Source organism: Telluria sp. ZT3P26 (assembly GCF_059686035.1).
The window spans coordinates 435,308-453,261 of record NZ_JCASII010000001.1 but is presented as its reverse complement, the minus strand read 5'-3'; the positions used below and the strand labels follow the sequence as shown (position 1 = coordinate 453,261).

Annotated in this window: 14 protein-coding genes; 5 read left to right on the top strand and 9 right to left on the bottom strand. The window is 62.9% G+C overall.

What is annotated here, in order from left to right; translation table 11 throughout:
- Window positions 1-6: 6 nt before the first annotated feature.
- The gene (locus tag AC56LN_RS02075; protein ID WP_499569694.1) at window positions 7-999 is read right to left on the bottom strand and encodes a Bug family tripartite tricarboxylate transporter substrate binding protein; all 993 of its coding nucleotides are present in this window, start codon (window positions 997-999) and stop codon (window positions 7-9) included.
- A 154-nt stretch (window positions 1,000-1,153) separates the two neighbouring features.
- Here AC56LN_RS02075 and AC56LN_RS02070 point away from each other — a divergent pair, with 154 nt between their 5' ends.
- The gene (locus AC56LN_RS02070; RefSeq protein ID WP_499569692.1) at window positions 1,154-2,116 is read left to right on the top strand and encodes a LysR family transcriptional regulator; all 963 of its coding nucleotides are present in this window, start codon (window positions 1,154-1,156) and stop codon (window positions 2,114-2,116) included.
- On the opposite strand, the gene AC56LN_RS02065 is transcribed toward AC56LN_RS02070, so the two are convergent.
- The 5 genes from AC56LN_RS02065 to AC56LN_RS02045 all read right to left on the bottom strand — a co-directional run bounded on the left by AC56LN_RS02065 (window position 2,113) and on the right by AC56LN_RS02045 (window position 8,696).
- Window positions 2,113-3,195: a porin gene (locus AC56LN_RS02065; protein ID WP_499569691.1), complete on the bottom strand. Its 1,083-nt coding sequence runs from the start codon at window positions 3,193-3,195 to the stop codon at window positions 2,113-2,115. The genes AC56LN_RS02070 and AC56LN_RS02065 overlap by 4 nt on opposite strands.
- A gap of 83 nt (window positions 3,196-3,278) precedes the next feature.
- Window positions 3,279-4,715, bottom strand: coding sequence for a pyruvate kinase (gene pyk, locus AC56LN_RS02060; RefSeq protein ID WP_499569690.1), 1,437 nt, complete (start codon window positions 4,713-4,715; stop codon window positions 3,279-3,281).
- Entirely contained in the window at window positions 4,712-6,058 is a 1,347-nt protein-coding gene (locus AC56LN_RS02055; protein WP_499569689.1) for a glycerate kinase type-2 family protein, read from the bottom strand. Before AC56LN_RS02055 ends, pyk begins: the two co-directional genes overlap by 4 nt.
- 32 nt (window positions 6,059-6,090) lie before the next feature.
- Window positions 6,091-7,449, bottom strand: coding sequence for a dicarboxylate/amino acid:cation symporter (locus tag AC56LN_RS02050; protein ID WP_499569688.1), 1,359 nt, complete (start codon window positions 7,447-7,449; stop codon window positions 6,091-6,093).
- Window positions 7,450-7,601: 152 nt separating this feature from the next.
- Window positions 7,602-8,696, bottom strand: a complete 1,095-nt coding sequence (locus AC56LN_RS02045; RefSeq protein ID WP_499569686.1) for a tartrate dehydrogenase — start codon at window positions 8,694-8,696, stop codon at window positions 7,602-7,604.
- A gap of 168 nt (window positions 8,697-8,864) precedes the next feature.
- Between AC56LN_RS02045 and AC56LN_RS02040 the strand changes: the two genes are divergently transcribed.
- A complete protein-coding gene (locus AC56LN_RS02040) occupies window positions 8,865-9,944 on the top strand; it encodes a L,D-transpeptidase (RefSeq protein WP_499569685.1) in 1,080 nt (359 codons plus the stop codon).
- A gap of 4 nt (window positions 9,945-9,948) precedes the next feature.
- Here the strand turns inward: AC56LN_RS02040 and AC56LN_RS02035 are convergent, their stop codons facing one another.
- On the bottom strand, window positions 9,949-10,476 hold the full coding sequence (locus AC56LN_RS02035) for a hypothetical protein (protein WP_499569684.1): 528 nt from the start codon (window positions 10,474-10,476) through the stop codon (window positions 9,949-9,951).
- Window positions 10,477-10,510: 34 nt separating this feature from the next.
- Window positions 10,511-12,910: a mechanosensitive ion channel family protein gene (locus AC56LN_RS02030; protein ID WP_499569683.1), complete on the bottom strand. Its 2,400-nt coding sequence runs from the start codon at window positions 12,908-12,910 to the stop codon at window positions 10,511-10,513.
- 190 nt (window positions 12,911-13,100) lie between these two features.
- Here AC56LN_RS02030 and AC56LN_RS02025 point away from each other — a divergent pair, with 190 nt between their 5' ends.
- From AC56LN_RS02025 to AC56LN_RS02015, 3 genes are read left to right on the top strand one after another with little or no spacing between them, the layout of a single operon-like run.
- Window positions 13,101-13,553 carry an META domain-containing protein gene (locus tag AC56LN_RS02025; protein WP_499569682.1) on the top strand — a complete coding sequence of 151 codons (453 nt, stop codon included), beginning with the start codon at window positions 13,101-13,103 and terminating at the stop codon, window positions 13,551-13,553.
- Window positions 13,554-13,579: 26 nt separating this feature from the next.
- Window positions 13,580-14,371 carry a CPBP family intramembrane glutamic endopeptidase gene (locus tag AC56LN_RS02020; RefSeq protein ID WP_499569681.1) on the top strand — a complete coding sequence of 264 codons (792 nt, stop codon included), beginning with the start codon at window positions 13,580-13,582 and terminating at the stop codon, window positions 14,369-14,371.
- Window positions 14,372-14,420: 49 nt separating this feature from the next.
- On the top strand, window positions 14,421-15,143 hold the full coding sequence (locus AC56LN_RS02015; protein WP_499569680.1) for a lysozyme inhibitor LprI family protein: 723 nt from the start codon (window positions 14,421-14,423) through the stop codon (window positions 15,141-15,143).
- 454 nt (window positions 15,144-15,597) lie between these two features.
- On the opposite strand, the gene AC56LN_RS02010 is transcribed toward AC56LN_RS02015, so the two are convergent.
- A complete protein-coding gene (locus AC56LN_RS02010; RefSeq protein WP_499569679.1) occupies window positions 15,598-17,931 on the bottom strand; it encodes a S8 family peptidase in 2,334 nt (777 codons plus the stop codon).
- Window positions 17,932-17,954 lie beyond the last annotated feature (23 nt).

The window sequence follows — 17,954 nt, the reverse complement described above, 5'->3', positions numbered from 1 at the left end:
CGCGGCTTACTGGATCGTGACGTTCGCGTCCTTGACCAGCTTCGCGTAGCGCTCGGTGTCGGTCTTGATCTGGGCCGCCATCTGCGCTGCGGTGTTGCCGACCGGGACGGCGCCGATGTCGCTCATCTTCTTGCGAAACTCCGGCGACGAAACAACCTTGATCACTTCATTGTTCAGGCGCGTTACCACGTCCTTTGGCGTTGCCGCAGGCGCCAGGATGCCGAACCAGGTGCCCTGGTCAAAGCCCTTGAGCCCGGCTTCGTCGAGCGTCGGCACGTCGGGCAGGGCCGCCGAGCGCTGGATGGTGGTCACCGCGAGGGCGCGCAGCTTGCCGGCGCGGATGTGCGACAGCACGGGCGTGACCGTGTCGAACGACATGTCGATCTGGCCGCCCAGCAGGTCGATGGTCAGCGGCCCGCTGCCCTTGTACGGCACGTGCAAGATGTCGACCCCGCTGCCGATATTGAACTGGGCGCCGATCAGGTGCTGGCCGGTCCCGTTGCCGTTCGAGCCGAAGGTCAGCTTGCCGGGCGACTTTTTGGCCAGCGCCACGAGCTCGGCGATGTTTTTGGCCGGCAGCTTGGGATTGACCACCAGCACGTTCGGCACGATCGCGATCGTCGACACGGGCGCCAGATCGCGCTGGAAATCGTACGGCAGCTTCTTGTAGACGCTCGTGGCAATGGTGTGGTGGACCGCGCCCATCAGCAACACGTACCCGTCGGGCCGGGCCTTGGCGACATAGTCGGCGCCGATCGTGGCGCCGGCACCCGGCTTGTTTTCGATGATGACCGGCTGGCCCAGTCCCCGGGACAGCTCCTGACCGAGGGTGCGCGCGATGGCGTCGGTCGTGCCGCCGGTGGCGAAAGGAACAATGATGCTGATGGTCTTGGCCGGCCAGGCCTGGGCCATGGCCGCGCCACTGCCGCCGATGAGGGTGGCAGCGGCGATGGCAATGGCTGTCGCGCAGCCCGAGTACGACCGGGTCAAATGGTGCATGCTTGTCTCCTGATTTATTGGAAATTGCCCGGACGATACGATCTGACGGGGCCAGGTCGTTCGCTTTTTATACGTCGGGTCAGGTGAAATATACGGACTTGTTGCCAATTAAAGATGGTGCTAAGGTTGAACCATTGTCAAATTTGGTTCAACAATGTCAACGCCAGCCACTGCCCATTCCGAGATGTCGTTCTTCAGTTTGCTGGTGCGCGCCGGCAGCCTGTCCGCTGCCGCGCGCGAACTCGATGTGACCACGGCGGGGGTGAGCAAGCGCCTGTCGCAGCTCGAGGCGCGCCTGGGCGTGCGCCTGCTGCACCGGACCACGCGCCGCATCGGCCTGTCGGCCGAAGGCGAGATGTACCTCGAGCATTCACGCCGGATCCTGGCCGATATCGAAGACATGGAGCAGATGATCACCAGCGCCGGCACCGCGCCCAAGGGCTTGTTGCGGGTCAATGCCACACTCGGGTTCGGCCGCAGCCATATCGCGCCGCTGATCTCGGCCTTCCACAAGCGCTATCCCGAAGTCGATATCCAGCTGCAATTGACCGTCAACCCGCCCAGCCTGATCGAGGACGCGTGCGATGTCTGGATTCGTTTCGGCCAGCCCCCCGACACGCGTGTCATCGCGCGCCGCATCGCCTCGAACCGGCGCCTGATCTGCGCCGCCCCGGGTTATCTCGAACGCCACGGCACGCCGCGCGTGCCGCACGATCTGGCCCACCACAGCTGCATCGGCATTCGTCAGGGCGAAGAAGGCTACGGCATCTGGCACCTGAAGTCGGGCCAGCGCAACGAAACCGTCAAGGTACGTGGGCCGCTCAGCACCAACGACGGCGAGATCGCCGTCGACTGGGCGCTCGAGGGCCACGGCCTGATCATGCGGGCAGAATGGAATATCGCGCGCTACCTGGAGAGCGGCAGGCTGCGTCAGGTGCTCGAGAACTGGGAGACGCCACCGGCCGACATCTACGCCGTCTACCCCTACCAGTTGCAGACGGCAGCGCGGGTGCGCAGCTTCGTCGACTTCGTCGCCGACGCCTTCTCGGCCGCCACGCCGACCGGCATCGAGGTGGCGCGCTGGCCGGCGCAGGATGCCGACGCCGCTGCGCCCTAGAACGTGTGGCGCACGCCCAGGTTGAAGGCGCGGTCGCCGCTGCCTGACTCGGAATTGTTCGCCACCGTGTAGCCGGCGCCGTTCTTGTTGTCGATGACGCCATAGACCGTATACAAGGTCGTCCGCTTGGACAGCAGGTACAGGTAGCCGACGCCGTACGCGCGGGCATCCTGGTCGAATGCGGTCTTGTCGTCCTTGCGCTGGAACGTCACGACCACGTTGCCGGGACCGGCGCGTACCACGGCCCCGAGCAGCAGCGAATTGCCATCGGTCGATGCCGTTGGCGCCACCCCGCCGTACGGATTGCTGTTGTTGCCGAGCGGCGCGCTGTTGAAGCCCTTGTCCACGCTGAACGCCAGGTGGGCTTTGAACAGCTTGAAATCGTAGTTGGCCGCCAGCAGCTTGTTGCTGCCGTTACCGCGATTGACCGGCGTCACGCCCGGCGCCGCTGCCACGTCCGAATTCTTGTTGTTGTAGACCAGGCGCACATTGAGCGGTCCGGCCGAGTAACCGACCGATGCACCGTACTGGCGTCCTGCCTTGCTGCTGCCGGGCTGTTCGCCGAAACTGTAGGCCAGGTCGCCCGAGAAACCGCGCATCACCGGCGAGGCGTACAGCACCGTGTTGCTGGTGCGGACATTGCTGCCGTAATCGGCGAACAGGTTCTTTGAACCGCCGGCATAGCCGGTGCCGAACGGATCGCCGACCTGGGTCAGCGCCTGGTGCCACGCCGTGTACTGGCGCCCCAGCGACAGCGCGCCGGCCCTGGTCTTGAGCCCGACGAAGGCCTGGCGATTGAAGATGGTGCCCGAGGCATCGACTTCACCGGTGTCGAGGCGATGGCCATTCTCGAGCGTGAAGAACACCGACATCCCGTCGCCCAGATCTTCGCTGCCGCGAAACCCGATCCGCGATGTCGATCCGGTGCCGCTGGTAATCTTGTTGACGCTGCCATTCTTGCCGCCGCTTTCGTGCACGTAGCCGGCATCGGCGATACCGTAGATCGATACGCTGCTTTGCGCCCAGGCCCCGCCTGCGCAGCAGGCCAGGACGGCTGCCACGCTGAGTTTGCTGTACATGTCTCCTCCGTTTTTTATTGTGGAGCGATCGCCCCTTTTACCACGCCTGTGCAGGCCCTTCACCGGCAAGCCTGCGGTACCACTCACTGCACTGCCCCGCCCTCGCCCAGCCGGGCAATGTGCAGCAGATTGGTGCTGCCGGCTGCGCCGAATGGCATGCCGGCTGCGATCACGACAATCTCGCCCGGCGCCGCAAGATGCTCGCGCCAGGCGGTGGCGCAGGCAAATCCGGTCATCTCGGAAACCGATGCGACGTCATGCGTCAGCACCGCATGCACGCCCCACACCAGCGCCAGCCGGCGCGCCGTTGCCAGCCGCGGCGTCATGCCGAGAATCGGTGCGCGCGGGCGCTCGCGCGCAATGCGCAGCGCCGAGTGGCCGGAGCTGGTATAGGCAACCACCGCGGCCGGGGCCAGCAGGTCGGCCACGCTGCGCATGGCCAGGCCGATGGCGTCGGCGATCTCCGCGCGCGCCGGACTGTGGCTGGCCTGGATGCTCTCGGTGTAGTGGGTATCGGCCTCGGTTTGCACGATGATGCTGTTCATCATCGTGACCGCTTCGAGCGGAAATTTGCCCGACGCCGATTCGGCCGACAGCATCACCGCATCGGCGCCGTCATAGATGGCGGTGGCGACGTCGGATGCCTCGGCCCGGGTCGGCACGGGCGCGGCCACCATTGATTCGAGCATCTGGGTGGCGACAATCACCGGTTTGCCAAGGCGGCGGCAGACCCGCACGATGCGTTTCTGGATCGCCGGCACCTGCTCGGCCGGCATCTCGACCCCGAGGTCGCCGCGCGCGACCATCACGGCGTCGGCCGCGTCGACGATCGCATCGAGTTGTGCGATCGCCGCCGGCTTTTCGAGCTTGGCGACGATCGCCGCACGCTCGCCCACCAGCGCGCGCAGTTCGTGGATATCCTCGGCGCGCTGCACGAACGACAGCGCGATCCAGTCCACGCCCAGTTCGAGCCCGAAGGCCAGGTCGGCGCGGTCCTTGGCCGTCAGCGCCGACAGCGGCAGCACCACGCCAGGCACATTGACGCCCTTGCGGTCGGACAGCAGGCCGCCATTGACCACCGTCGTGTCGGCCCGTTCGGCATCGAAACCTTCGACCCGCAACTGGATGCGGCCATCGTCGAGCAGCAGCTCGGTGCCGACAGCGAGTGCGGCAAAGATTTCAGGATGCGGCAACGCCACACGGTTTACGTCGCCGGGCCTGGCGGCGTCGAGGTCGAGCCGGAACGCGGCGCCATTCTCGAGCCTGACCGGACCGTCGGCGAAGGTGCCGATGCGCAGTTTGGGGCCCTGCAGATCGAGCAGCACGCCGATCGGCCGGCCCACGCTGTGTTCGAGGGCGCGCAGGGTGGCGAGCCGGCGCCGGTGGTCGTCATGCGTGCCGTGGCTGAAATTGAGGCGAAATACGTCGGCGCCGGCACGGAACATGGCCTCGAGCGTGGTTGCATCGGTGCTGGCCGGTCCCACGGTGGCGACGATCTTGGCTTTGCGGGCACGGTTCATCGGGCAGTCTCCATGGCAGGATCAAGAATGAGAAAGGCGCGAAAATCGTTGACATTGGTCAGCGTCGGCCCGGTGATGACGGCATCGCCCAGCGCCTGGAAAAAGCCGTGACCATCGTTGCGGTCCAGGCTCTCGCGCGGCCGGATTCCCCGGGCGAAGGCGCGCGCCAGCGTGTCCGGCGCGATGTACGCGCCCGCGATCTCTTCGCGGCCGTCGACCCCGTCGGTGTCGCCGGCCAGCCCATGCACGCCGGCAGCGCCGCGCAGCGCGAGCGCCGCCGCCAGCAAAAATTCCACATTGCGCCCGCCGCTGCCGTCGCCGCGCAGCGTGACGGTGGTCTCGCCGCCGGACAGCAGCACGCACGGCGCCCGGAACGGCTGACCGCGCCGCGCCGCCTGCAATGCGATGGCGGCCAGGGTCTTGCCGACGTCGCGCGCCTCGCCCTCGATGCCATCGCCGAGAATGTACGCGTCGATGCCGGCCCGGCGCGCAGCCGCGGCCGCGGCGTCGAGCGCCATCTGCGGCGTGGCGACCAGCCTGACCTCGTTGCCGGCCAGGCGCGGGTCGCCCGGCTTGACCGACTCGCCGGCCCCGCTGGCCAGTATCTCGCGCACGTGCGGGTCCAGCGCAATGCCGTAGCGGTCGATGATCGCCAGCGCATCATGGCAGGTACTGGCATCGGCCACGGTTGGACCGGAAGCGATATCGCACGGATCGTCCCCCGGCACGTCCGAGATCAGCAAGGTGATCACGCGTGCCGGATGGCAGGCGGCCGCCAGGCGCCCGCCCTTGATCGCCGACAGGTGGCGCCGCACGCAGTTCATTTCGCCGATGCTGGCGCCCGAAGCCAGCAATGCGCGGCTGAGCGCCTGCTTGTCCTCGAGCGTGATACCGGGCAGCGGCAGCGGCAGCAGCGCCGACCCGCCGCCCGACACGAGGCACAGCACGGTGTCGGCAGCGTCGAGCTGCGATACCAGCGCCAGCATGCGCGCGGCGGCATCGCGCCCGGCGCCGTCGGGCACCGGGTGGGCGGCCTCGACCACCTCGACCTGCGCGCAGGGCGCACCATGGCCGTAGCGTGTGACCACCAGGCCTTCGATGCCGTCGCCCCAGTAGTCCTCGACCACGCGCGCCATCTCGGCCGACGCCTTGCCGGCGCCGATGACGATCAGGCGGCCGGCCGCGGCTGATGCCCCCTGGCGCGGCAGGCATTGCTCCAGGTGCGGCGTCATGCAGTGCACCGGCTGCGCTGCCGCAATCGCAGTGCGAAACAGCTGTTCGAGAAAAGTGCGTTCGGCGCCGGCGCCGGCATGTGCCCCGTCCAGCGCGCTGTTGACTGTCATGTCCATCATCATCTCCATAAGTCCGGGCCGGCTCAGGCGTTCGCCTTGCGCGGACCCGCGCCGCCGATCAGGTTGAGCGCAACCGCGTCGGCCTCGCCATGCACATCCTGCTCCGGCGCTGCCAGCGGTTCGACCGGGTGGCCGTCGAGGATGCGGTGCATGCGCACGGTGTCCACGGCGCCGACCCAGCGCGCCACGGCCACCGTACCAACGGCATTGCCGATGGTATTGGTGATGGCGCGCGCTTCCGACATGAAGCGGTCGACGCCGAGCAGCAGCACCATGCCGGCCACCGGAATATTGCCCATCGATGCCAGCGTCGCGGCCAGCGTGATGAAGCCCGAACCGGTGACCCCGGCCGAGCCCTTCGACGTCACCATCAGCACGCCAAGGATCACGAACTGGTCCATCAGCGACAGTGGCGTATTGGTGGCCTGCGCAATGAAAATGGCAGCCATGGTGTAGTAGATGCACTGGCCATCGGGATTGAAGGTGACACCGGATGGCACGACCAGGCCCACGACAGGCTTCGAGACCCCCAGGTGTTCCAGCTTGTGCATCAGCTGCGGTACGACGGATTCCGACGAACTGGTGCCAAGCACGGTAAACAGCTCGTCACGGATGTAGCGCAAAAATTTCCACAGGCTGAAGCCTGCGATACGGGCGATCGTGCCAAGCACGAACACGACGAACGCCACGCAGGTCAGGTACATGCACGCCATCAACTGGCCGAGCGACACGAGCGATTCGAGACCGTATTTGCCGACCGTAAAGGCAATCGCACCAAAGGCAGCAATCGGCGCGATGCGCATCACCATGGCCACCACGACGAACATGGCGTTGCTGAATGCTTCCAGCACGTCGACCACCGGCTTGGCACGACGCCCCATATGCGACAGCGCGATACCGAACATCGTGGCAAACACGAGGATCTGCAGGATATTATTGTTGGCCAGAGCATCGACCACGCTGGTGGGCACCATGCCCAGCAGGAAATCAATGAACCCGCCCGACGTCGCCGCGGCCGAGGTGTAATTGCTGATCGCGCTGGTGTCGAGCGACTTGGGATCGACGTTCATGCCGACACCCGGCTGGAACACATTGACCACCAGCAGGCCCAGCAACAGCGCAAACGTCGACAGAACCTCGAAATAGATCAGGGCCCGTACGCCGACGCGCCCGAGCTCTTTCATGCTCTCCATCTTGGCGATGCCAAGCACGACCATGGCAAAGATGACCGGTGCGAACACCATCTTGATCAGACGAATGAAGAGGTCGCCGAGCGGCTTGAGATCCTCGCCGAGTTGGGGATACAGAAATCCGATCAGGCCGCCGGCAAGGACGCCGATCAGGACCTGGACATACAGCTTTCCGAAGAAGCGCTTTGACATGGGGTGTCTCCTTGATAGGTGCTGCGCGGTACGCGCCCTCCCCGCTCTGCGGCGAGTTGATGCTGGACACGTACGGGAATGCGCCGCGCCGCGCGGGGAGCGCGGGCGGCAGGCTGCCGTGCGGCGGGCGCCACGACCGCCGGATGGGGCGGTCAGGCAGCGCGGGCCGCGACGCTGGCGAGTTTGCCGATGAAGTCGCACACGGCGCTGGTGACGTCGGCGGTCGTGGCCTTGCCACCCAGGTCGCGCGTGTGCAGCGCAGGATTGCTTGTCACGCTTTCAATGGCTTCCATGACGTCGCGCGCCGCGGCATTCTCGCCCAGGTGTTCAAGCAGCATCACGACTGACCAGAAAGTGCCGATCGGATTGGCCAGACCCTGGCCCATGATGTCAAACGCCGAACCATGGATCGGCTCGAACATCGACGGGTAACGGCGCTCCGGATCGATATTGCCGGTTGGCGCGATGCCGAGGCTGCCTGCCAGCGCCGCCGCCAGGTCGCTCAGGATATCGGCATGCAGATTCGTCGCGACGATGGTGTCGAGCGTGGCAGGCCGGTTGACCATGCGCGCCGTGGCGGCATCGACCAGTTCCTTGTCCCATTTGACGTCTGGGAATTCCTTCGAGATCTGCACCGCGATCTCGTCCCACATGACCATCGCATGGCGCTGGGCATTGCTCTTGGTGATCACGGTCAGCAGCTTGCGTGGACGCGACTGGGCCAGCTTGAACGCATACCGCATGATGCGTTCGACGCCCACCCGGGTCATCATGCTCAGATCGGTCGCCGCTTCGATCGGGTGCCCCTGGTGCACGCGACCGCCGACGCCAGAGTATTCGCCTTCGGAATTCTCGCGCACGATCACCCAGTTCAGGTCTTGCGGCGCGCAGCGCTTGAGCGGACCATCGATGCCCGGCAGGATACGGGTCGGGCGCACATTGGCGTACTGGTCAAAGCCCTGGCAGATCTTGAGCCGCAGGCCCCACAGGGTGATGTGGTCGGCAATATCCGGATCTCCGGCCGAACCGAACAGGATCGCATCCTTGTCGCGCAGCGCATCGAGGCCGTCGGCCGGCATCATGACGCCATGCTTGCGGTAGTAATCGCCTCCCCAGTCAAAATCCTCGAAGTTGAACTGGAATGTACCGCTGGTTGCCGCCAGCGCTGCCAGTACTTGCTGGCCTGCCGGCACGACTTCCTTGCCGATGCCGTCGCCTGGGATGGTTGCAATGTTGTAGGTATTCATTGATGCTGTCTCCGTGAAGGGTAATGTCGTGAGCACCACTTTATCGGATGAAGACAGTTACAAGATAACCATAATTCAAAGCATTGTTAACTCAGTTTTAATAATTGCAGCAATATCGGTGGGGACGACGAAGCCAAAGGGCGCGCCAACAGCCAGCGCCTCTCTATCATGGACGAACTTTCGACCACAGTTCTTTTTGGTTATATGATCATGCTTCCGGGTCGGGCGGTTCAGCAGGATCGTGCATACCGAAAATTCATCTCGTCACAGGAGCATGCATTGAACACACGCTCGCTAACCTTGCTCGCAGCCGGGGTCCTCGCGGCCATGCTTGCCGGACCAGTCCTGGCGCAGGGAGAAAAAGTGTCGTCCGCTGTCGAGCTGGCACGCCAGGCAGACCGGCTCAAGCCCGGCCAATGGGTGTGGGCGCCGCAGATTTCGCCGCAGGGGCCGCTGCTGGTCTTCGTCGACCTGTCGAAACAGCTCGCCACCGTGTACCGCAACGGCGTGCGCATCGGCGTGAGCACCGTCTCCACCGGCAAACCCGGGCACGAGACGCCGACCGGCGTATTCACCATCCTGCAAAAGGATGCGAAACACCGTTCCAGCAAGTACAACAACGCGCCGATGCCGTTCCAGCAGCGCCTGACCTGGGACGGTGTCGCGCTGCATGCCGGTGGACTCCCGGGCTACCCGGAAAGCCATGGCTGCGTGCATCTTCCCTTCGCCTTTGCCAAGGCACTGTTCGAGACGACCGGGCATGCCACGACCGTCATCATCGCCGGCAATGCAGCCCATCCCGTCAGCACCGGGTCGGGTGACGTGCTGGCGCCGTCGGATGGCGACGTGCCGGACACCGGCTTCTGGAATCCGGAGCGGTCCGCATCGGGGCCGGTGACCATCGTGATGTCGCGCAGCGACCAGGCACTGATCGTGCTGCGCAACGGGGTCGAGATCGGCCGCTCGCCAATCTCGCTGGATCAGGGCAACGATGCCACCCATGTCCTGACGCTGACTGAAGATGCCGATGGCCAGCCGGCCTGGGTCTTTGCCGGGGTGTCGGGCCATGAGGACGAGGCCGGCCGCGTCGTCGACGAGGCCACCCGCAACCTGGTGCGCATTCCGCGCGAATTCCATGAACAGGTGGTGCCGATCCTGCGTCCTGGCACCACCTTGCTGGTGACCCAGGCGCCGCTCAGGAGCGGCCAGCCGGGTACCGGTCTTACGGTGATGAGCAGCAGCCCCTAGCAGGTCAGAAGCGGCGGTGTCCGCTGTCCATTTCGCAACGGCCGTTGAAGGCGATCATGCCTTCGACGGTGATTGCGCCGCTGCGGCGATCGATGTTCAGGGTCGGCCGGTTCAGTGCGTTCAGGCGGAAGCGGCCCCGGATCTCGTTGTGACCGACGAGCAGCTCATCGATATCCCACCAGCCATCGCTGCCGCCGGAATTCATCGGCGGGATCAGCTGCTTCGGAATGCGGATGCGGCCCCGATCGTCATGGATCGAAATAGTCACGGTCGTGTCGAAGTCATGCTTGCCGGCGACCACTTCCGACTTCTGCTCGTACTTGTGGGTGGACGAATTCCACTCCACGCCCGACCGGTTTTCGTAGCGGGTGTTCTCGGCCTGGCCGAAGCACGACAGCTGGATGTCTTCGCCACCGTAACGGCGGTCATCGTTCTGACGCGTGTCATCCGACCGTGGACGGTCATACCGTTCGTACTGCTGGGCACTGGCCGACATCGCGACCAACAGCATGGCAAGAGGGAGAATTTTCATGACTGACTCCTTTGAGTGTTGTTGAATAATAGACTTACATAACTACCGGGTCCGCAGCAGTGCCGTGCAGGTTCACGTCGAACTTGCGGCGCGCAACGGCGATGCCCTCTGCCTGCAGCGCCGAATGGATCCGCGTCAGCAAGGCGTTACGAACGGTGCCCCAGCTCCCCGGATCCTCGGTCCACACACTGACAACGAACCTGAGCCCGCCATCGCCGTAGTCGGTCAGCATCACCCTGGGCGGTGGTTCGGTGGACAGGCCGGCGGTCGCCTCCACCTGCGCGCTCAGGATCGTGAGCACACGGTCCGGATCGGCATCGTCGGCCACACCGATCGTGATCTCGAAGCGCCTGGTGCGGTCGTACATCGTCCAGTTCGTGAGACTCCCGTTCAGGAGCAGGCCATTGGGGATGACCGTATCGGCGCCATCGGCCGTGCGGATGGTGGTCGAGCGCAGGCTGATCTCGCGCACGGTGCCCGAGACGCCGGCCGCATCGACCGTGTCACCGGGCTGGATCGGGCGCTCGAACATCAGCACGAGCCCGGAGACGAAGTTGTTGACGATATTCTGCAGACCGAACCCGATGCCCACGCCGAGGGCGCCGAACACGATGGCCAGTTGTCCGAGCGCCACGCCGGCGGCCGACAGCGCAATCAAGAAGCCTGCCAGCAAGACGGCGTAGTAGCTCAGCGTGGCGATACTGCTGCCCACCCCGCGCGCCAGATGACGGTGGCCTGGCAATTCCTCGCGCAACACGCGGCGCACGGCGCGCGCGGTCCAGTAGGCCAGCCAGGATGACACGGCAAAGGTGAGCACCTCGCCCAGGTGCACCGAGATTTCCCCGACTTCGATGCCAAGGCCCAGGATGGTGCTCAGCGCGCTGCGCGCGGGGCGCAGCAGGCGGAAGCGGTCGAGGCTGTACAAGAGCCAACCGCAGGCCGCCGCCAGCAGGAGCACGTTGACCAGCGATGTCCGCAGGTCGGCATAATTGCCGGCGCCGGTCTGACCGCGCCGGGCTGCGCGGCCTGCCAGCGCCGCGCGCGCCATGTCGCGGCACACGATCGCGCAGGCATAGAGCAGGATCGCCATATAGGCGCTGTCGATGATGCCGCTGGTGAGCATTTCGGCCAGCGTCACGTTGCCCACGATATTGCCGACGACAGCGATGACCAGCAAGCCGGCAACCGTCCACGCGAACGGCCGTACGAATACCCGTGCACGCGACGCCAGAGCAGCCTGCGGCGCGCGCTCCGGCATTGGCGTTGCCAGGCGGATCGCGTGCCAGGCCAGGACCAGCGCCAGACCATCCAGCACGAGCAGCAACGCGCGATACAGGCTGCTGTCGGCGCTCGCCAGCACACCGAGCCGGTCGACCGCATACAGCAACACCGCCGCGAACGGCCATACGGCCGAGGATCCCCGTCGCCGCTTCGGCAGCAGGCGCAACACCGGAATGAGCGCCGCCATCAGGGCGATCTCATGCACAAGCATCGGGGCATCGGGCTCCAGCACCAGAACCCCGACCATCGACAGCAGGATCCATGTCGAAACAGGCCGGTGCAAGGCGTGGCGCGTGGTGACTGTGGCTGCGGTGGCCGTGCGCCGGTTGCGCATGTTCAGCCAGACCAGCAGGATCAGCAGCAGCACTTGCACCAGCAGCAGCGCGTGCTGGTTGTCCGTGCCGGCGGCCTGATAGTCGATGGCGAACTGGCGTTCGATCAGCACGCCGCGCTCGATGGCAGCCCACATTTCGTGGCGTCCCCCGGCTGCGTCAAAGGCGTGCCAGATCGGCGGCGAATCGATCCGCAGCAGACGCTCGTCGACCTCGGCAATGACGAGCGCCATGCGGTTGCGCTCGGCCTCGAGGCGCGCCCTGAGCTCCCCGCTACGCTGCATCAGCATCAGCTGGTCGCGCAGCACGTCGCCCAGCCGCGCCTCGGCATCCGCGATGCCTGCCAGGATGACTTCGACCCGCTCGGACAGCACGACCGGCAGCGCGCCGCTGGCCGCCGCAGCGCGCGTCGCCGTCCAGGCAGCGCGGCTGTGCGCCAGTTGCACGGCCAGCTCATCGTACGGTGTGAACACGTGGCGCGCCTGCTGGTCCCAGGCGACCAGCCGCCGCGCATTGAAATCGAGATGGCGCGCCAGACTCTCGAGCCGCATCACCGGCAAGCCACGCAGCTGGACACCCATGATGTTATTGGTCCTGGCGTCCACCGCCGCCGCGATGGCGTCGAGCGCACGGGCCTGACCGCGTGTCACCTCGGTATTCGCCGCCAGTTGCCTTGCCAGTTCGACCCTGCGCTGCTCGGCATCGGCCTGAAACAGCAGATCCTGGACCGGGATGGCCGGGACGCTGGCCCCGGTTGGCGCCGGGTCAGGCTTGGGGGCGCCGGGAAACGCCTGGCTCGCGTTCCCGGTGCAATGCATCATTGCCATCACCAGGAAGCAAAACAGGGTACGGCTCAGGCTCGAGAAACAGGCAGTCCGCATGCAGGTACCGGATTTCAAAAACGGGTATAGACGAAATGGGTAAAGAATATTATTCTCAAGACAACCTTATACGTAGTTCAATTGCCGCTAGCAACATTTTTTTCAAGCGAACGATAACGGGAGGAATACCATGCGCGTGACTTCAGCGATCCTGACAACCTGTCTTGCTCTCACTGCATGCGCAGGTGCACCACCGCCGGCCACGCTGGACGGAACGTCGTGGCGCCTGGCGATGTTCCAGTCCAATGACGACGCAACGGGCACGCTTCGCCCGGCCAACGGCGACAGCTTCACGATGGCGTTCGGCAAGGACGGCCAGGTCGCGGCAAAACTCGACTGCAATCGTGGCACCGGACCATGGCGTGCCGAGCCAGCCGCCGGCAGCAGCAGCAGCAGCAGCAGTGGCAGTATCACCATCGGCCCGCTGGCCACCACGCGCATGATGTGCCCTCCCGATCCGGTGGGTGACCGGCTGGCACGCGATGTCGACACGCTGCGTTCCTACCGTCTCCAGGACGGCCGCCTGTACCTGATGTTGCCGGCCGACGCCGGCGTCTATGTCTGGGACCGCGTGGCGCCATGAGCGTTCCTGCCGCAGGCCCATCCGCAATGCGTGCACCGTTGCAGCTGAACCCGATACGCGCGTTGCTGATCATGGTGGTGTGGGTCGCGCTGACCATCGGCATCGGCTACGCCGTCGGCGACGGCGAGAAACACCCCCTCGCGTACGCAGCGTCCAATCAGATCGGCTGGCCCTGGCTGGCCGGGGCAGCCTTCGCAGGCGTCGTGGCCTGGCTTGCCGGCGCCGACGCGATGGGCCTGCGTCGCCCCTCGCCTGCGTCATCCATCAAGCTCGTCTGGCTGCCGCTGCTCTACGCCGTCATCATGCTGACGGTCGATGCGCTGATCGGCTTGCCATCGCCGGGCGTGATAGCCATTCTCGCGCTGAACATGCTGTTCGTCGGCCTGTCCGAAGAACTCATGTTTCGCAGCATCGTGTTCCGGGGCCTTCTCGCACGATTCAGTATCTGGCCCACCATCCTGCTCACGTCATTCCTGTTCGGCATCGTGCACTCGCTCAATGTCTTCACGACCGGGCAACTGGACCAGGCAGTGCTGCAATCGGCTGCCGCAGGCATGCAGGGCCTGGCCTATCTGGCCATCCGCATCCGTACCCGCTCGGTGTGGCCCATGGTGATCGTCCATGCGCTCTGGGATTTCTCGCTGATACTTTCGGCCACGACGCACCCCGCCGAGGCAGGCGCCGATGCCGGCTGGACGTGGACACCGTTGCTCATCGCGCTGCCCGTGTTCCTGTATGGCCTGTTCTTGTTGCGTCATGTCGGCAAGAGTGCTGACGACTGGCGCAACGCCGCCCCCAGTACGAAGGGATCACCATGATGCTGCGGGCAACTCGATCAAACCACTATTAGAAAATTTGGAGACATCAATGCCTGTATCACATCGTCGCTGGATCGTACCTGTGTTTCTGAGCACGGTTTTCTTCGTCGCGCCCGTGACGGCGCAAGTGCAGCCCGAGGCGCCCCCGGTACCGCTGCGGTTCGCTCCCGGCCAGACAGAGGTGGAAGTGCGCGGGACCGTGACGGGTTACCAGACCCAGGCCTACACGTTCGACAGCGCCGCTGGCGGCAACGCCACCGTGCGCCTGGATCACAAGGGGCAAGCCTCGCTGTACTTCAATGTTGCGGCGCCTTCCGGTGCGACGATCTTCAACGGCAGCATGGACGGCCCAAGGTTCCAGGCCATTCTGCGCGAGCGCGGCCGCTATCAGGTCAGCGTCTATTTGATGCGCAATGACGCTCGCCGCGGCAAGCAAGTGCCATTCACCTTACGTATCAACCAGTCCGCATCCAACATGCAACAGCCCTTGCCGCCACACGCAGATGGCCCGAGCTTCGACTGCAGCAGGGCGCGCGGCGTTATTGAAACTGCCATCTGTCGCAGTCCCGCCCTGTCCGAACTCGACGGGCGCCTCGATTTTGTGTATCGGGACGCGCTGGCAGGGGCTGGTCCCCGGCAAAGGGAAGATATCCGCAACGACCAGCGCCAGTGGCTGAACGCGCGTGCGTCGTGTGCCCGTGATTCTGCGCTGGAGCGGTGCCTGACCAGGCTTTACCTGGCGCGTATCAGCAGGCTTGAGCCGAAACGTTGAGGGTCGGTGGGCGGGGGAAGCCGAGGGAGAGGAAGCAGTTAGCGCGTTTGCTAACCGTTTGGTTTGACTGGTAGGCCTCCCGTGAGTCGAACACGGCACCGACGGATTATGAGTCCGTCGTTAGCGCTTTGCGCTACCTTGCTCTCGCTGCTCTTTCCCTTTCAGATCAACAGTTTACGCTGGTGGTGCTACTTGAGGCAACCAGGTTCGCAGTGCTTTGCTTGAGCAACAGTTGAGCAACAGTTGAGCATAAGAGAGTGCCCCCACCCCGTGGGATGCCTCTAACCCTTCCTTAGGTGCATTGCCCCTTCAAAATATCTCAGCAAAATTATCCGTTTAAGACGCTTGTTGACTCTCAGCGAACCGCAACATCAAGGCACCAGTAATCGCAAATGCATCCACTCATTCATTCGCTCAACGGTTTGTTTGGTTGGAAAAAACTGATACAAATTCATCACGCACGGACACGGGCACGTAGGCGCTCATAGAGGACAATCGATGACTCATGCTGAAGTTCAACGACCACTGCAAAGCGTTGTGCCAACTCTGCAGGAGCCCATCCCCCTTCACATCGAACAATTAGGAAGTACTTGTCGCCATAAGATTCTATCCCTCTAGCAAACTCGATAGATGCTCGTTGCAGTGTCCCCTTTTCTCGCGATGTGGACCCAGGCTTCAATTTACAGTCAAACTTGGCTGAAAGTTCAGGTACCCCCCCTTCATCCTTGGACCGTTTTCGATAATGTTCAAAGACAGTTTCAGCGGTACAGCCTCGAATGAGCCGAAAGCTCATTTTTATACCGAGATAGTCACTGCGGGAGTGGCGAACAGGAGGGTCATATGCAAGTGTTACCGTGACTTTCCTGCGTCCTGTGTTTCCTTGAAATTCCGAAGGGATCGGAATTTCATAGACAGCAAAGTGATCGACTGGAAGGCTCGCCTCTGCATAAAGGACAACTCGGCTTTCATCTGAATATGCTGCCCGTTGGACATCAGCCTGACCATGCCCACAGACATCAGAAACTGCGCTCCCTGATAAGGTCTGTAACCTACCCGTCATCTCATCACTATGGCTAGCGGAATTGGCTAGGAGTGCACGCAACAAATTTGCGCTCGCTGTGGGAATAAGAGCAAGAAGCTGGCTTGCCTTGAACGCTACAAATGGTGCTGCGTATGAGGTACCGGAACCCGAGCTGAACAAATTTTCAACGTGCTTGTTGTGAAGGGTAAGTAGTCCTGCGCTAGGATAATGTGAACCATTTTTTAGGCTTCCGGTGACTGCATCGTAGACCATAGTTCCGCCGAAATCGACTAAGTCAGGCTTGATACACCCATTCACTCCGGGTCCAGCGCGTGTGAACGGTGCGGGCTCTCCTGGTTCCGTGATGTGCCTAATGTGAATGTCATCGACCATGGCCTGAGTCATTCCGTTTCCATGCGCAAGCGCTCCTACAGTCAATACGTTTGCAGCTCCTGCAGGCTCCAGAATTCGATTGTTAGGCTCAGTCAAGTATGCCGGGTACGACGTAACTCCTTCTTCAACTTTGGCCCCGCTCCTTGGAACTCTATTTCCAGCAGAGACGATGATCAACGCATTCAGCTCACGTGCAACTTCGTCTAGAGTAGCCGCCCATGCCCCAACCTTCCCCCCAGTATACGGACTGGTACGATCACCTAGTGAAATGACAAATATTCTGCAACCGTACCGAGAATGTAAGGTGGTAAGCGCCTCCCTCATTTGCGAAGGCACTAGCTTCCTGTTATCAAAGGCTCCATGACTATTCACTACTTTGGCTGAGCAGATACGCGCATTTCTCATCAGGGAACCTGATTCCAACTGCAAGCGCAAGTCTCCAAAGATCGCCGTCCCAGCTACCCGTGTCCCGTGCCCCCAATCATCCGCTATTCCAAGGGTATCCGGCACTGCAATGGAACCTACTAAGATATCTGTAAGGAGGGGATGAGCGTTGACTCCACTGTCAATGATCCCTATGACCGGAGCATCGTCCGGAACTTCGTCCATTGGCGGCACATCGACCAGCGACAAATCATACATATCGTCTTGAATCATGTCCGGCACTGGAGGCAAATCAATTGATGCAATTTCTTCAACTGAAAGCAGTGCTTTCAATACGATGCCGTTGATGTGAAGGCGGAGAAGTGAAATAGAAGGGCCAATGTACTCATCGTACACCTCACCCTCCATGGCAGTGACATAATTGCCAATTTCAGACAATTTCAGCTCGCGAAGAGCTCTCTTGCCCAAGTCCCACAGTTCAAGGTCGACAGTGAACTGGGCATGCGGGAGGATGTCATCAAGTGAATTGAATCCGGCCTCACGCAACCTTGGGCCTAGTCGGTCCTTTGGCTCGATTGTGGAAATCGATTCGACTGATGTGATGAAGTTTTCATAGGGCGGGTTTTTCTGCCCTGCTGGCTTAGGCCCACCGTACGCAGTAAGGCGATAACGAAATGCTGATAACTCATCAGCGTTAGCAAACAAAACCAATGTCCTGTCGGCGTCATTTGACAACACTGTAAGGCCAGCGGCTTCCCAGTCGGCCTCAAGCAAAGGACCAACCATTTGCACACGAAGTATTAATGCAGGATCAATAAATGTAACTGGGCGACGTTGCTTTTGTACTTGAATTGCAGTGTCAAGTTGCGTCTCGAGCTTAGCAGCATGAGCAGCTTTTTCTCGTGCATACGGCTTGCCAAAGCCAGGTTTTTTACGGCGCTCTAATTGCTCTGGGAGGCGAACTAACTTGAGATGTTCGAAATTTGGCATAGGTCCCTACAACAACGCTGTTG